The sequence below is a fragment of the Stenotrophomonas sp. KH_052 genome (assembly GCF_057838755.1).
Genome location: NZ_CM174475.1, coordinates 853,566 through 868,151 on the forward strand (window position 1 = coordinate 853,566; position 14,586 = coordinate 868,151).

Here is a 14,586-nt window from a genome sequence, read left to right on the forward strand (position 1 = left end):
TCAGCGGCAACGCGAGGCGACGGGCGAGTGCCTGACGCTACTGCACAGACAGGATCATCAATGCCGCTTGATGGAATTGTGAAGCCGTTGTGGAGCAGGCTTCAACGCAGGACGGCCCGTGGCGTTTCATCCGCGTGCGGCGCATCGTCGTCCAGCAGCCGGGTGAACTCGTCCGAAGGCAGCGCCTGCGAAATCAGGAAGTCCTGCACCTGGCTGCAGCCGAGCCGACGCAGCACGGCCAGGTCGGCATCGCTTTCCACCCCCTCGGCCACAATGGTCAATCCCAGCTGGTTGGCCAGCGCGATGATCGTTGACAGGGTCAGGTGCAGGGCCGGATCGCGGGCGCAGCCGCTGACCAGCGCGCGGTCGATCTTGACCTCGGTAAAAGGCGTGTTGACCAGGTTGTGGACCGAACTCAAGCCCTGCCCGAAATCATCCTGGGCCAGGCCGAAGCCCTTCATGCGCAGGCGGCAGGCACCGGCATAGAAGTCACTGACGTGTCGCGTGGTGCTGTTCTCCATCAATTCGAAGCACAGTTCGCCCGGCGTGCCACCCAGTGCCAGGGTCAGCGCCAGCAGCTCATCGGGCAGATCGGACTGCTCGAGCAGATGGGGCGGCAGGTTGATGGAAACCGGCACCCGGAAGCCCTGCCTGCGCCAGCGCGCCTGCGCTTTGATACTGGCCGTGAGCATCATCCGCAACAGCTCGCCTTCCAGCCCATGGCGGCACATCGCTGGCAGGAAGCTGCCCGCTGCCAGCGTTCCCAACACGGGATGGCGCCAGCGCACCAGCGCCTCGGCAGCGACCACCCGCCCGGACTGCAGCGACTTCTTCGGTTGGAACCAGGCCGTGAGACTGCCATCGGCCATCGCCTGGCGCAGTTCCCGTGCGTCGGGTTCGGGCCGCACGGTTGCCTGCATGGATGAGGCATCCAGCGACGGTCGCGCCTGTGCCAGCGCTTCGAACAGGGTATCCACGTCGGCGGCTGCGACAGGCTTGGGCAGCAGGCCGATCACATCCAACCCCAGCGATTCGGCCATCAACCGTGCCGAAGTCATCATCCGCCGTGGTGCGGCGCTGACCACCGCAAGGCGGGGTGGGCGCGGCTGGGCCGCCAGTGCCTGGATGAACTGAATGCCGTCCTGGCCGGGCATCAGCAGGTCGCTCACCACCAGATCGTAGGGCTGGCACGCACACAGCGCGATGGCGGCGTCCACGTCTTCGCAGGCGTCGACCTGCACTCCCGCGCGGTTGCCGAACAGATTGGCAAGGAAGCCGCGTTGGAACGGCTGGTCCTCCAGGATCAGGACACGCTGGGTCATGCGGGGTCTCCTTGGCGCAGTGCGGTGAGTGCCTTGCGCAGGCGGGCGATGTCGATGGGTTTGCTCAGGTAGCCCTGCATGCCGCTGGCCAGGCAGCGCTCGCGTTCCTCGGCGGTGGCATTGGCGGTGGCGCCGATCACCGGCACTGGATTGCCGTCCTCACGCAGCTGGCGTGCAAGCGCATGGCCATCCATGCGCGGCATGTTGATGTCGGTCACCACCAGGTCGAAGGCCTGCTCGCGGCACAGCGACAACGCTTCCACGCCGTCCTGGGACAGCGCCACCGTGCATCCCAGGGTGCGCAGCTGCTCGGCCAGGATCACCCGGTTGATCGGATTGTCCTCGACCACGAGTACGCGCAGGTCCAGCGGGATCGGTAGTGTCGCGCGCTCGGCTTGCGGCAAGGCCGCACGCTGTTGCTGCAAGCGGGCGAGGGCATTGCCGATCGCAGTCATGCCATGCAGGGTCACCACCAGGCTGCCGTCGGCCGCTTCGCTGGGCTGTTCACCACCCTCGATCGACGCCACCACGCGAGGGCCCGTCCAGGCCAGTGGCATTGCGGCTTCGCCATCCATCAGGATCGCGCCGTCATGGTCGAGCAGGGTGGGGTCGCCCTGCAATGGCTGCGCATTGGCACCCCAGCGGCGCAGCCAGCCGCACGCGCTGTCGACCAGTTCGCGGTCGCGGCCGCGTACCAGCACCGGAGGCTCGGGGTTGAGTACGGGCCCGTCCTCTGCAGCGGCCAACACCGGCAACGGCAGGCGCACGCTGAAGCTGCTGCCCAACCCGGGCTCGCTGACCACCTGCAGTTCGCCACTCATCAGGCGTACCAGGCGGTCACTGATGGACAGCCCAAGGCCAGTGCCCTGTGCACTGGCCGCACCCCGCACCTGGCGGAATGGTTCGAACAGGCGCGCCTGCTCTTCCGCAGCGATGCCCACGCCGGTATCGGTGACCTGCCAGACCAGTACGCTCGATTCAGCTTCGCGCTGCACCTGGCGCACGCGCAGTACCACCCGGCCGTGCTCGGTGAACTTGATGGCGTTGCTGAGCAGGTTGCCGAGCACCTGGCGGATCCGATCGGCATCGCCGAGCACGCGTGTCGGCAGGCGGGGGTCGGTGCACACCAGGATCTGCAGCCCCTTGCAGGTGGCCGAGGCCGCGAAGCTGCGCAGCACGCTTTCAGTCAGTTCGCGCGGTGAGAACGCCGCCGGTTCCAGGCTGAGCTGGCCGGACTCGATCTTCGAAACATCCAGCACATCGCTGATCAGCTGCAGCAGCACCGACGACGAGCTTTCGATGGTGCGCAGGTACTGTGACTGGCGCGGATCCAGCGTGGTATGGCCGAGCAGCTCAAGCGTGCCGAGGACGCCGTACAACGGAGTGCGGATCTCATGGCTCATGGTGGCCAGGAAAGCGCTCTTGGCCTGGTTGGCTGCATCAGCGGCCTGGCGTGCGGAGGAGAGTGCGGCCTGCGCCTGGCGATGGCGTGAGATGTCGTGGAAGACGCACAGCAGTACGTCGTCGCCCTGGTAACGGCAGGCGGCGTGCAGCACCTGCAGCTGGCGGCCATCGCGGGCAGTGAATTCCAGGCCATGACCACGCTCACCGGCATGCCCGCGCCACGGTGCCTGCCAGTCGCTGTCTGCGCCTTCCTCGCCCAGCCAGTCGCGCAGCACCTGGTTGCAGAGCAGCAGATGGCGGTCGCTGCGACGGAGGACGCAGATACCGGCCGGCGCCATGTCGATCACCGTTGAACTGAAGTCCAGGTTCTCCAGCAGGCGACGGTGCTGCTGCAGCGCCGGCTGGATGAGCTGACGGTCGACCCGATGCCGCAGCAGGCGCAGGGCGACACCCGCAAGCAGCAGCAACAACGTGCAGACCAGCAGCGGCACCGCCAGGTCACCCAGCAGCAGTGGCGGCGGCAGATGGTAGACCAGCCGCCAGCCATCATTGCCAACGCTCTTCACCAGGGCCACGCCGCGCGGCAGCCCACCGCTCCATAGCGTGCCGAAGCTGTCGTCCTGGCGTTGCCGCAGTGTGTCCCAGCCTGCACTGTCCAGACGGGGCGCCTGGCTGGACAAGGCCGGAGACCCTTCCCGGTCGAGCAGTGCATAGCCACCGATGCCCTGGCCATCGATCATGCCTGCGGCGGCGGCATCGTCGAGCAGGAGCAGCAACCACTGCATCGGGCGCGGGCCCGCCTGTACCGGCTGGGCCAGCGCCACGCCGGTTTCGCCCGGGCGCATCCAGTACACGGGGTCTGCGCCGTCGAGGCTGCCGCCGCGGGCCTGCAACGCGCGCAGTGACGGCAGCTGGGCGAGCTCTACATCGATCGCTGCACCGGCCAACCCGTGAGCGCCGTCTGCATCGATCAGCAACAGCCGTGTCTGCAGCGCCTGCAGCGTGTTCTCCGCGCGTGCTGAAAGCAGCATGCATTGGCCCGGCTGGCCTCCAGGCCCATCCAACGGAATCCGGCGCACGCCTTCGCCTTCGCCTGCTGCCGTCTGCGCGGCCGGGGCGCCCTTCACTACGGAATCGCCGAGGTAGCGCAGCAGGGCTTCGCGCTGGTCGAAATAGATCTGCGCCTTGTAGGCGGCAGCGTTCATTTCACGGCGATGAGTCGAGATGTCCTCGGTGAACGCTGTAAGCAGATAGAAGCCCGCTGCAGCCGCCAGGCAGATGAACACGCACACGGTCAGGCAGCGCAGCAGCACGGATGCGGTGGTTGGCGGCGCAACGGGCGGCAGCGAAGGGCGGGGAATCCGGAACATGGACCGATGCTAGAGATCGCTGCCGAAGTGACGGAATCAGCTGTTTCCTAAAATCCCCAGCGGGCCGGCCCTGGCCGCCCTCCCGCGCTGGCTCCATTCAGGCAGCGCAAAAAAGAAACCCCGCCGAAGCGGGGATCTTCCGGAACGGTACCTGCGGCAGCTTACAGCGCACTGCCGCCGAACTTGTGCGTGTACTGCAGGTTGATCGTGCGGCCGATGCTGTCGAACCAGGACACGTCGTAGTACGGATACGCGGTGTACGAGGCGTCCTTCGGCGGCATTTTGTTGAACACGTTGACCACCGACAGCGACAGGCGCGAGTGGTCGTCGAAGCGGTACTGCAGCGACGCGTTGTAGCGGTAGGTTGCCTTGATGTACGGGCTGTCACCGCTGTCCCACTTGAACACCTGGTCGTAGCTGTCCGAGGTCGGCAGCTTGCCCAGGCGCGAACCGTAGACCGTGGCCGACCATGCAGCCTTCTCCCAGGTCACGCTCAGGCTGGTCTTGGTGCGCGGGATGTCGAAGTTGCTGTTGACCGCGAACTGGTCCTGGATCGGATCACCGGGGTAGCGCTGGAAGTCGTGCTTCTTCACCCAGGTGTGGGTGCCGTTGAGGATGAAGTCACCGATGCCGGTCTGCAGGCGGTAGCGCAGGCCGATGTCGATGCCGGAGGTCGATTCGCGGGCGACGTTGATCGGGGCGACGCGCACGCCGTACAGGCGGCCATCACTGGTGCGGGTGATGCGGTCGAGCGCGTCCACGCAGGTCGGCGAGTTGATGTCGGCACTGCCGAGGCGGCAGTTCGCTTCGCTGGCCAGGATCGTGCGCACGTCCATGTCCTGCACCTGCTTGCGCATGTCGATGTCGAACCAGTCCACCGACAGGTCCAGGCCGATCGCCGGCGACCAGACGAAGCCGGCACTCCATGAGGTGCTGGTTTCCGGGTCGAGCTGGCGGTTGCCGGTGCGGCTGCGGATCAGGTTGCGCTCGTAGTCCGAACAGTCGGTGGCGCCGTCGGCGCGGCAGCTGTACAGGTCCTCGGCGCTGGTCTCGTCATTGCCTGGGCCGGCGAAAACATAGTGCAGGTCCGGCGCGCGGAAGGCGGTGCCGTACGAACCACGCACCAGCAGGGTGTCGATCGGGCGCCATTCCAGGCCGCCGCTCCAGGTCGCCTTGCCGATGGTGTTGCCGGAATAGCGGTACTGGTCGTAGCGGCCGGCCACGCTCAGGTTGACCGTCTCGTGCAGTGGCATGCGTAGCTCGGCCGCCGTGGCCCAGCGGTTGCGCGAACCCTTGCCGTCCGAATCCTTCCAGCTGTAGTAGTAGTACTGGGTTGCCAGCGGATCGGGATTGAGCGAGTACGCCTGCTGGCCCACTTCCACGGTCGCGGCGAAACCGGCATCACCGCCCGGCAGGCCGAACAGCGCGGAATTGGTCAGCGTGAACGCAGCCGTCTCGGTGCGCGATTTCGGGGTGTAGGTGGTGCGCGCCGCGATCGAATCGTACTCGGCGCGGGTCAGCGGCCGGTACAGGCGTGATGGGTCGGCGTTGTAGATCGGGAAGCCATCATCGTCCACGCCCAGCTGCGGGCCCAGGAACAGGTCATTGGCCTTGGCGGCGATGATCTGCGCCCAGCTGATCCGCGACTGGTACTGCGAGTGGCTCAGGGCCGCTTCGTAATCCCAGTTGCCGGCCAGATTGCCCTTGAAGCCGGTGGTCACGCTGAGGGTCTTCTGCGTGCTGCGCACCATCGCATTGCGCAGGCCGCCCATTTCTTCAGGCGAGAACTGGCGCTGCCAGAACTCGATCTCGCCGGTGGCCTGGTTGTTGAAGTAGCCCGACTCATCGCCATTGGCATCCATGCGGCCCCACTTGGTGACGTCGCGCATCAGCGACATCGTGTGGTAGCCCAGCTGCACATCGGCGAACCACTGCTGGCCGTTGTCGAAGTCGTAGCTCAGCGAGGCGTAGCCATTGGCGCCGCGGCGCTTGCTGAGGATGGTGCCGTAGCCGATCGAGCTGTCGCTGCCGCAGTAGTAACCGTACTTCGGCCGATAGGCACGGTAGGTGCTGCCCTGGTTCTGCCCGGCCAGCGCTTCGCAGGTGGCCGCGCCCGGGTCCAGGTAGTCATCGTTGTAGTCGGTGCGCAGATACGCGCGGCGGGCGATGCGCGAGCCTTCGGTGGGGCCGTCCTGGGTCGAATCCTGGATGTCGCGCTCGTAGGCCCACAGCGGGGTCTGCGATTGCAGTTCAACGCTGTAAACGGCATTGAAGTTGCCGTGGCTGAAGCCGCTGGCGATGCTCACGTCGAACGACTCGCCACCGCCTTCGCTGGTGGTGCCCATGCGCATGTCGACGGTGGTGCCGTCGGCCTTCTTCTTCAGGATGAAGTTGACCACGCCGGCGATCGCATCCGAGCCGTAGATGGCCGAGGCGCTGCCGGTCAGCACTTCGATGCGCTCGATCATGCCCAGCGGGATGTTGGAGACGTCGGTGAAGTTGCTCCGGCCCTTGAACGGCATCGGGAAATCGGCGATGCGGCGGCCGTTGACCAGCACCAGCGTGTGGTTCGGGCCCAGGCCGCGCAGGTCCACCTGCTGGGCGCCCGGCGAGAAGTCGGCGCCGCTGGACGACTGCTGGCTCTGCGTCTCGCCGCCGTTCTGGGTCATCGACCGCAGTACGTCGGGCACGGTGGTGAAGCCGCTGGAGCGGATCTGCTCGGCGCTGATCACCGTGATCGGGGCGGGGCCTTCAACCTGGGCGCGCGGAATGCGCGAACCGGTGACCTGCACCGCGTCCAGCTGTTGAACCGAAGAGGAAGCCGGAGCCTGGGCCGCCGCGGAAGCAGCCACGCCCATCAACGCCAGCTGGATCGACCACGCCATCGCCTTTCTACGCATGAGGAATTCTCAGAAATGAAGCCGGCCCGCAGAGGTGGGGCCCTATCCCCCATTCAGATTTCCGGAATGGGCGCGCGCATTTAACGCCTTTTTTATGTCCTTGACTACTGGGTTCCTATCTGGCAAAGAGTGAAAACGCTTGCAAGTCGATTTTGTTCAGGGAGATCAAGATGCGACGCCTCCACACAACCCTGCACGGCCCCTTTGCCTGGCTGGCGCTGCTGGCCCTGGCCTGGCCGCTGGCGGCGCCTGCGCAGGACCTGCAGGGCCCCGGTTTCGCCTATTACGAAGTCGGTGATCTGGAAGCCCCCCGGCCTGGTCCGCGCGCGCCAGCGATGATGCTGATGGGGGGCGGCGAGTGGGTGCCCGAGGCCTTCCAGTGGTGGCTGAAGCAGGCCGGCAACGGCCGTGTGCTGATCCTGCGCGCGTCGGGCAGCGATGAGTTGCAGGACCGCCTGTACCGGGACATCGGCGGCACCACTGCCGTGCAGACCCTGGTCTTCGACAATCGCCGTGGCGCCGACGATCCGGCGGTACTGCGCGTGGTCGCGGCGGCCGACGCCATCTTCATCGCCGGCGGCGACCAGTCGCGCTACATCCGCTTCTGGAAAGGCACCGCGCTGAACCGTGCACTCAATGCCCACGTGCGTGCCGGCAAGCCGATTGCCGGCACCAGCGCCGGGCTGGCGATCCTGGGCGGCTATGCCTATGGCGCGTTGGACGGCGGCAGCATCAGCTCCGCCGGTGCGCTGGCCGACCCGATGGGCAGCGCGGTGACCATGGACAGCGGTTTCCTGCAGATGCCCTATCTGCAGCGCGTGGTCACCGACACCCACTTCGACAAGCGCGACCGCCTCGGCCGCCTGATCGTGTTCGTCGCCCGCGCCGTACAGGACAGTGGCGACCCGGACATCGTCGGCATCGGCGTCGACGAGGACACCGCCCTGTGCGTGGAGCCGGATGGCCAGGCGCAGGTCTACAGCGCTGACGGCGAAGGCAAGGTCTGGGTGGTCAGCCCCGGCCGTGACGCCGACCGCCTGGTCGAAGGCGAGCCGTTGCGCTTCCACGCCGTGCCGGTGACCGTGGTCGCCAGCGGCAGCCGCATGCGGCTGGACGATTTCCAGGCCGAGGCCGACTACCAGGCCGTGGCCGATATCAACGACGGCGAGATTGAGTTCACGCTTCGGTAGTGCCGGCCGCTGGCCGGCAACTCACCTTCCCTGATACGCCCCTTGCCGGCCAGCGGCCGTCACTACCATGCAATCCATTCCCTCGTTCTGCTGGAGACGTACCCGATGAAACTGCGCCTGGCGCTGTCCACGCTGTTGTCCCTGCCCATGCTTGCCCAGGCCGCACCGGCAGCTTCACCGCTGCTGGTCATCCACGGCGGCGCCGGCGTCGAGCGCAAGGACCTGTCACCGGCTGAAGAGAAGGCCGCACGTGACGCATTGAGCGCCGCCCTGCGCAAGGGCCATGCGGAACTGGCCGCCGGTCGTCCGGCGCTGGCGGCGGTCACTGCGGCGATCACCGTGCTGGAGGACGATCCGACCTTCAACGCCGGCAAGGGCGCGGTGTTCACCCACGATGGCCGCAACGAGCTGGACGCGGCGGTGATGGATGGCGCGACCCAGGCCGCTGGTGCGGTGGCCGGCGTGCAGCGGGTGCGCAATCCGATCCTGCTGGCGCAGACGGTGATGCAGAAGTCCCGGCACGTGATGATGGTCGGGCAGGGCGCCGAGTCCTTCGCGGTGGAGCAGGGCATGACCCTGGTCGATCCCTCGTACTTCCGGACCGACAAGCGCTGGCAGCAGCTGCAGCGGGCACTGAAGGAAGAGGCCAGTGGCCAGGCGCATGCCGACCTGGAGACTGCCAAGCACTTTGGTACCGTCGGCGCGGTCGCGCTGGATGCTCAGGGCCATCTCGCCGCCGGCACCTCCACCGGTGGCATGACCAACAAGCGCTACGGCCGTGTCGGCGACTCGCCGATCATTGGTGCCGGTACCTGGGCCGATGCCCGCTGTGCGGTGTCCGGTACCGGTTGGGGCGAGTACTACATCCGTACCGCGGCCGCGCACGAGATCTGCGCGCGCATGCGCTACCAGGGGCAGACGCCGGAGCAGGCCGGCAAGGGCGTGATCAACGAGACGATCCCGCAGATGGGCGGTGACGGCGGTGCCATCGTGCTGGCCGCAGACGGGAAAATGGCCACGCCGTTCAACACCCAGGGCATGTACCGCGGCTGGATCGGGGCCGACGGAATTCCCCATGTGGCAATTTTCGCCAGCGAGCCCCTGCCGGTGCCCGGGCAATAGCCTTGCGTATCAATGGCTTTGCGACGCATGTGAAAAAAAGTGAAAAAAAGCGTTGACAGGTCCCCGCTTCATCTCCAGAATTGCGGGCTCACCACCACACACCGCAACGCTTCGGCGGCACGGAATTGGGTGGTAAGGAGGGATACCCAAGCGGCCAACGGGGGCAGACTGTAAATCTGCTGGCTTACGCCTTCGGTGGTTCGAATCCACCTCCCTCCACCAGTTTCACGTTGTGACATTCCCGGCGCGGGAGTAGTTCAATGGTAGAACCTCAGCCTTCCAAGCTGATGGTGCGGGTTCGATTCCCGTCTCCCGCTCCATTGAATGAACTTTGAATATTATCGAGTTCATGTCATAATGCAAAACTCGGCTCACGTAGCTCAGTCGGTAGAGCACTTCCTTGGTAAGGAAGAGGTCGAAGGTTCGATTCCTTTCGTGAGCACCATCTTAAGCATCACCTCTCAGACGAATTCGAGATAAGCAGCCATGGCCAAGGGTAAGTTCGAGCGCACCAAGCCGCACGTCAATGTCGGCACCATCGGTCACGTCGACCACGGCAAGACCACGCTGACCGCCGCACTGACCAAGATCGGTGCCGAGCGCTTCGGTGGCGAGTTCAAGGACTACTCCTCGATCGACGCCGCGCCGGAAGAAAAGGCTCGTGGTATCACGATCTCGACCGCGCACGTCGAATACGAATCCGAGAAGCGTCACTACGCCCACGTCGATTGCCCGGGCCACGCTGACTACGTCAAGAACATGATCACCGGTGCTGCCCAGATGGACGGCGCGATCCTGGTCTGCTCGGCCGCTGACGGCCCGATGCCGCAGACCCGCGAGCACATCCTGCTGTCGCGTCAGGTCGGCGTGCCGTACATCGTCGTGTTCCTGAACAAGGCCGACATGGTCGACGACGCCGAGCTGCTCGAGCTGGTCGAAATGGAAGTGCGTGAGCTGCTGAGCAAGTACGACTTCCCGGGCGACGACACCCCGATCATCGCCGGTTCGGCCCGTCTGGCGCTGGAAGGCGACCAGAGCGACATCGGCGTGCCGGCCATCCTGAAGCTGGTCGATGCCCTGGACAGCTGGATTCCGGAGCCGGAGCGTGCGATCGACAAGCCGTTCCTGATGCCGGTGGAAGACGTGTTCTCGATCTCGGGCCGCGGCACCGTGGTGACCGGTCGTATCGAGCGCGGCATCATCAAGGTCGGCGACGAAATCGAAATCGTCGGTATCCGTCCGGTGCAGAAGACCACCGTGACCGGCGTTGAAATGTTCCGCAAGCTGCTGGACCAGGGTCAGGCAGGCGACAACGCTGGCCTGCTGCTGCGCGGCACCAAGCGTGACGACGTCGAGCGTGGCCAGGTTCTGGCCAAGCCGGGTTCGATCAAGCCGCACACCAAGTTTGAAGGCGAAGTGTACGTGCTGTCGAAGGATGAGGGCGGCCGTCACACCCCGTTCTTCAACGGCTACCGCCCGCAGTTCTACTTCCGCACCACCGACATCACCGGTGCAGCCCAGCTGCCGGAAGGCGTCGAAATGGTGATGCCGGGTGACAACGTCAAGATGGTCGTCACCCTGATCAACCCGGTGGCAATGGACGAAGGCCTGCGCTTCGCCATCCGCGAAGGCGGCCGTACCGTCGGCGCCGGCGTGGTCTCGAAGATCATCGAGTAAGCCTGCAGTACCGGCGGTTGCATAGCGCCGCCGGTTACGCGAATGGCGGGCCGGGAACCTCGGTCCGCCTTCGCCGTCTAAGGGAAGGCAAGTTTTATCACGTACGCCAGTAGCTCAATTGGCAGAGCAGCGGTCTCCAAAACCGCAGGTTGGGGGTTCGAGTCCCTCCTGGCGTGCCATCTGCCCACCTTATCCAGCGGCCTGGGCCGCTAAAGCAGACACAGCCGGATGAATAGCAAGATCGAACATTCCAAAGACAACTCCGCCAACGGTGGGGATATCGTCAAGTACGTTGCCGCATCACTGCTGGTGCTGGCGGGTCTGTTCGTCTGGTTCTGGTTCTCTGCCGACTCCGGTCGCGCCGCCCAGCTGGGTGCGTGGGCGGGTCAGCTGCGTGCGTTGGCGGTTGTGGTCGGTCTGGTTGGCGGTATCGGCGTGTTCATGCTGACCGGCAAGGGGCGCGACACCCGCGAATTCCTCTCCGAGTCGCGCTTTGAACTGCGCAAGGTGGTCTGGCCGACGCGCCAGGAAGCCGTCCGCATGACCTGGGTCGTGATCGTCGTGGTGCTCATCCTCAGCCTGCTGCTGGGTGGCTTCGACTTCCTGATCCAGAAACTGACTCAGTGGTTCCTGAGCCGCTAAGGAGAATTGCATGAAGCGTTGGTACGTCGTTCACGCCTATTCGGGCTTCGAGAAGTCGGTGGCGCAGGCTCTGCGCGATCGCATCGTCCGTGACGGCATGGAAGAGCGCTTCGGCGACGTCCTGGTTCCGACCGAGGAAGTGATCGAGATGCGCGCCGGCCAGAAGCGCCGCTCCGAGCGCAAGTTCTTCCCGGGTTACGTGCTGGTCCAGATCGAGACCCACGAAGAAGCGGGCATTCCGCGCATCGATAACGAAAGCTGGCACCTGGTCAAGGAAACTCCGCGCGTCATGGGCTTCATTGGCGGTACCGCCGATCGTCCGCTGCCGATCGCTGATTCCGAGGCTGAAGCCATCCTGAACCGCGTTCAGGAAGGTGTCGAGAAGCCGCGTCCGAAGGTGCTGTTCGAACCGGGCCAGATGGTCCGCGTTACCGACGGTCCGTTCAACGATTTCAATGGCGTCGTCGAAGAAGTCAATTACGAGAAGAGCCGTCTGCGCGTCTCGGTGCTGATCTTCGGTCGTGCCACCCCGGTCGAGCTCGAGTTCGGCCAGGTCGAAAAGGCCGTCTGATCCGGCTGTAGAGTCGAGCCGTGCTCGACTCCTGGCGCCGGATGGCGGTGCGGTCGAGCATGGCTCGACTCTACAAGGGGAACCGGGCTTGGCCCGGTTTCCTTCGTTTATGTGCTGCTTCAGGCATGTGAAGAAAAAACCTGATATAGTGCGCGGCTCCCCGCTGGGAAGCCAGCAGGACGAGGCCGCCGCAAGGTGGCCTTCAGCATGATTTCAAAACGCGATGCCGGGACGCGTGATTCCCGGTCCGATGGGGAGCCTGTTGTCGCAAGGCGCTAGCACCCGGAGAGCATACTCATGGCAAAGAAAGTTGTCGGTTACATCAAGCTGCAGGTGAAGGCCGGTCAGGCCAACCCCTCGCCGCCGGTCGGTCCTGCGCTGGGTCAGCGCGGCCTGAACATCATGGAATTCTGCAAGGCGTTCAACGCTGCCACGCAGAAGCTCGAGCCGGGTCTGCCGGTTCCGGTGATCATCACGGCCTACTCGGACCGTACGTTCACCTTCATCACCAAGAGCACCCCGGCCACCACCCTGCTGAAGAAGGCCGCTGGCATCTCGTCGGGCTCCAAGCGCCCGAACACCGAGAAGGTCGGCAAGGTCACCCGTAAGCAGCTGGAAGAGATCGCCAAGGCGAAGGAACCGGATCTGACTGCCGCCGACCTGGACGCCGCCGTGCGTACCATCGCTGGCTCTGCCCGTTCCATGGGCCTCGTGGTGGAGGGTTAAGAAGATGGCACAGACCAAGCGTGAGAAGGCCATCAAGGCCGCCGTCGTTCCGGGCAAGGCATACGCCTTCGAGGACGCGATCAACATCCTGAAGACCGCCACCAAGGCCAAGTTCGTCGAGTCGATCGACGTGTCCGTGCGCCTGGGCGTCGATGCGAAGAAGTCCGACCAGCAGGTCCGCGGCTCCACCGTGCTGCCGGCCGGTACCGGCAAGTCGGTCCGCGTCGCCGTGTTCGCTCCGGCCGGTGCCAAGGCTGACGAAGCTCTGGCCGCTGGCGCCGAAGCCGTCGGTATGGACGATCTGGCCGAGAAGATGCAGGCCGGCGATCTGAACTACGACGTCGTCATCGCGACCCCGGACGCCATGCGCGTCGTCGGTAAGCTGGGCACCGTGCTGGGCCCGCGCGGCCTGATGCCGAACCCGAAGGTCGGCACCGTTTCCCCGAACCCGGGTGAAGCCGTGAAGAATGCCAAGTCGGGTCAGGTGCGCTACCGCACCGACAAGGCCGGCATCATCCACTGCACCATCGGCAAGGCCGACTTCGCCGAAGACGCGCTGAAGTCGAACCTGACCGCGCTGCTGCTGGACCTGATCAAGGCCAAGCCGGCCACCTCGAAGGGCACCTACCTGCAGAAGGTTTCGGTCAGCTCGACGATGGGCCCGGGCGTCACCGTCGACCAGTCGTCGCTGACCCTGAAGTAATTGTTTCAAGCGGTCACGGTGCCCTGGGTGCCGTGACCGTGACATTTGAAGGCATCGCCGGCAGTACATCGCCGGTGGTAGCCGTCAAAGACCGCAGGCGCGGTCATGGCAATACCGGCGACGGGCACGGAAGCTCGAACTGGCAGGGAGTCGCCGCCGGAGCAGTCATGAGCGCTTAATCGATTCCCCGGAATCACCCTGCGTAGATGGTGCCCTTCTGGAGTTTTTCTGGTTCACGCATGTCTGGGATTTCCCTGATTGCCTCCAGGTCTGGAACGGCCCACCCCCCGGAACATCATTCCGATGTTCCCGGCGTCCAGGACGGATGCTGCACAGGACCGCACACGGCAGGAGCCGTAAGCGGAGTTCAATAGGAGGAGTGCAATGGCTCTCAATCTGTCCCAGAAGCAAGAAGTAGTCGCCGAGCTGGCAGACATCGCCGCCAAGGCCCACTCCTTGATCGCAGCCGAATACGCTGGCACCACGGTCGCCCAGATGACCGCGATGCGCAAGCAGGCTCGTGAAACCGGTGTTTTCTTGAAAGTTGTCAAGAACACCCTGGCTTCGCGCGCCGTTGAAGGCACCGAGTTCGCAGTCGCCCAGGACCAGATGGTTGGTCCGCTGCTGTACGCGTTCTCGCTTGAGGAGCCCGGCGCAGCCGGTCGCCTGATCAAGGAAGCTGCCAAGGGCAACGACAAGCTGAAGGCTAAGGTCGTCGCCATCGGTGGTGAAGTGTTCCCGGCAAGCCATGTCGACGTGCTGGCCTCGCTGCCGACCCGCGACCAGGCCCTGGCAATGCTGGCCCGCGTCCTGACCGAGCCGGTCACGATGTTCGCCCGCGCCATCAAGGCAATCGGCGACAAGCAGAATGGTGGCGACGTCGCCGCCGACGCTGCTGAGCCGGCCGCCGAGACCGCCTGAGTTTCGACTTACCGTGGTTCCTGACGGAACCTCAACCC

General features: G+C 65.1%; 11 protein-coding genes and 4 tRNA genes. 12 read left to right on the forward strand and 3 right to left on the reverse strand.

Annotated features, from left to right (window positions below; genetic code table 11):
- Positions 1-101: 101 nt before the first annotated feature.
- The 3 genes from AC3ITW_RS03795 to AC3ITW_RS03805 form a co-directional block, all read right to left on the reverse strand.
- On the reverse strand, positions 102-1,322 hold the full coding sequence (locus AC3ITW_RS03795; RefSeq protein ID WP_489390076.1) for an EAL domain-containing response regulator: 1,221 nt from the start codon (positions 1,320-1,322) through the stop codon (positions 102-104).
- On the reverse strand, positions 1,319-4,096 hold the full coding sequence (locus tag AC3ITW_RS03800; RefSeq protein WP_012510150.1) for a response regulator: 2,778 nt from the start codon (positions 4,094-4,096) through the stop codon (positions 1,319-1,321). The genes AC3ITW_RS03795 and AC3ITW_RS03800 overlap by 4 nt, the downstream gene beginning before the upstream one ends.
- 161 nt (positions 4,097-4,257) lie before the next feature.
- The gene (locus AC3ITW_RS03805) at positions 4,258-6,996 is read right to left on the reverse strand and encodes a TonB-dependent receptor plug domain-containing protein (RefSeq protein WP_489390077.1); all 2,739 of its coding nucleotides are present in this window, start codon (positions 6,994-6,996) and stop codon (positions 4,258-4,260) included.
- 170 nt (positions 6,997-7,166) lie between these two features.
- On the opposite strand from AC3ITW_RS03805, the gene AC3ITW_RS03810 reads away from it, so the two are divergent.
- From AC3ITW_RS03810 to rplJ, 12 genes are all read left to right on the forward strand, one after another.
- Entirely contained in the window at positions 7,167-8,186 is a 1,020-nt protein-coding gene (locus tag AC3ITW_RS03810) for a cyanophycinase (protein ID WP_489390078.1), read from the forward strand.
- 105 nt (positions 8,187-8,291) lie between these two features.
- Positions 8,292-9,308 (forward strand): isoaspartyl peptidase/L-asparaginase family protein, encoded by a 1,017-nt coding sequence (locus tag AC3ITW_RS03815; protein ID WP_012510153.1) that lies wholly within the window; start codon positions 8,292-8,294, stop codon positions 9,306-9,308.
- A 136-nt stretch (positions 9,309-9,444) separates the two neighbouring features.
- Positions 9,445-9,530: transfer RNA gene (locus tag AC3ITW_RS03820), tRNA-Tyr, on the forward strand.
- 24 nt (positions 9,531-9,554) lie between these two features.
- A tRNA-Gly gene (locus tag AC3ITW_RS03825) sits at positions 9,555-9,628 on the forward strand.
- 49 nt (positions 9,629-9,677) lie between these two features.
- Positions 9,678-9,753 (forward strand) — tRNA-Thr (locus AC3ITW_RS03830).
- A gap of 41 nt (positions 9,754-9,794) precedes the next feature.
- Positions 9,795-10,985, forward strand: coding sequence for an elongation factor Tu (tuf, locus tag AC3ITW_RS03835; protein WP_012510154.1), 1,191 nt, complete (start codon positions 9,795-9,797; stop codon positions 10,983-10,985).
- A 103-nt stretch (positions 10,986-11,088) separates the two neighbouring features.
- Positions 11,089-11,164: transfer RNA gene (locus AC3ITW_RS03840), tRNA-Trp, on the forward strand.
- 49 nt (positions 11,165-11,213) lie between these two features.
- The gene (gene secE / locus AC3ITW_RS03845) at positions 11,214-11,627 is read left to right on the forward strand and encodes a preprotein translocase subunit SecE (RefSeq protein ID WP_004145202.1); all 414 of its coding nucleotides are present in this window, start codon (positions 11,214-11,216) and stop codon (positions 11,625-11,627) included.
- 10 nt (positions 11,628-11,637) lie between these two features.
- On the forward strand, positions 11,638-12,198 hold the full coding sequence (gene nusG / locus AC3ITW_RS03850) for a transcription termination/antitermination protein NusG (protein ID WP_004145203.1): 561 nt from the start codon (positions 11,638-11,640) through the stop codon (positions 12,196-12,198).
- A 297-nt stretch (positions 12,199-12,495) separates the two neighbouring features.
- Positions 12,496-12,924: a 50S ribosomal protein L11 gene (gene rplK, locus AC3ITW_RS03855; RefSeq protein ID WP_004145248.1), complete on the forward strand. Its 429-nt coding sequence runs from the start codon at positions 12,496-12,498 to the stop codon at positions 12,922-12,924.
- Between the two features lie 4 nt (positions 12,925-12,928).
- A complete protein-coding gene (gene rplA, locus AC3ITW_RS03860) occupies positions 12,929-13,627 on the forward strand; it encodes a 50S ribosomal protein L1 (RefSeq protein WP_004145250.1) in 699 nt (232 codons plus the stop codon).
- 384 nt (positions 13,628-14,011) lie between these two features.
- On the forward strand, positions 14,012-14,548 hold the full coding sequence (rplJ, locus tag AC3ITW_RS03865; RefSeq protein WP_004145252.1) for a 50S ribosomal protein L10: 537 nt from the start codon (positions 14,012-14,014) through the stop codon (positions 14,546-14,548).
- The last annotated feature ends 38 nt before the right edge of the window (positions 14,549-14,586 follow it).

Bases quoted from the DNA above. Each gene is read 5' to 3' on its own strand.
- AC3ITW_RS03795 (WP_489390076.1), bottom strand. From the start codon at position 1,322: ATGACCCAGCGTGTCCTGATCCTGGAGGACCAGCCGTTCCAACGCGGC.
- AC3ITW_RS03800 (WP_012510150.1), bottom strand. From the start codon at position 4,096: ATGTTCCGGATTCCCCGCCCTTCGCTGCCGCCCGTTGCGCCGCCAACC.
- AC3ITW_RS03805 (WP_489390077.1), bottom strand. From the start codon at position 6,996: ATGCGTAGAAAGGCGATGGCGTGGTCGATCCAGCTGGCGTTGATGGGC.
- AC3ITW_RS03810 (WP_489390078.1), top strand. From the start codon at position 7,167: ATGCGACGCCTCCACACAACCCTGCACGGCCCCTTTGCCTGGCTGGCG.
- AC3ITW_RS03815 (WP_012510153.1), top strand. From the start codon at position 8,292: ATGAAACTGCGCCTGGCGCTGTCCACGCTGTTGTCCCTGCCCATGCTT.
- tuf (WP_012510154.1), top strand. From the start codon at position 9,795: ATGGCCAAGGGTAAGTTCGAGCGCACCAAGCCGCACGTCAATGTCGGC.
- secE (WP_004145202.1), top strand. From the start codon at position 11,214: ATGAATAGCAAGATCGAACATTCCAAAGACAACTCCGCCAACGGTGGG.
- nusG (WP_004145203.1), top strand. From the start codon at position 11,638: ATGAAGCGTTGGTACGTCGTTCACGCCTATTCGGGCTTCGAGAAGTCG.
- rplK (WP_004145248.1), top strand. From the start codon at position 12,496: ATGGCAAAGAAAGTTGTCGGTTACATCAAGCTGCAGGTGAAGGCCGGT.
- rplA (WP_004145250.1), top strand. From the start codon at position 12,929: ATGGCACAGACCAAGCGTGAGAAGGCCATCAAGGCCGCCGTCGTTCCG.
- rplJ (WP_004145252.1), top strand. From the start codon at position 14,012: ATGGCTCTCAATCTGTCCCAGAAGCAAGAAGTAGTCGCCGAGCTGGCA.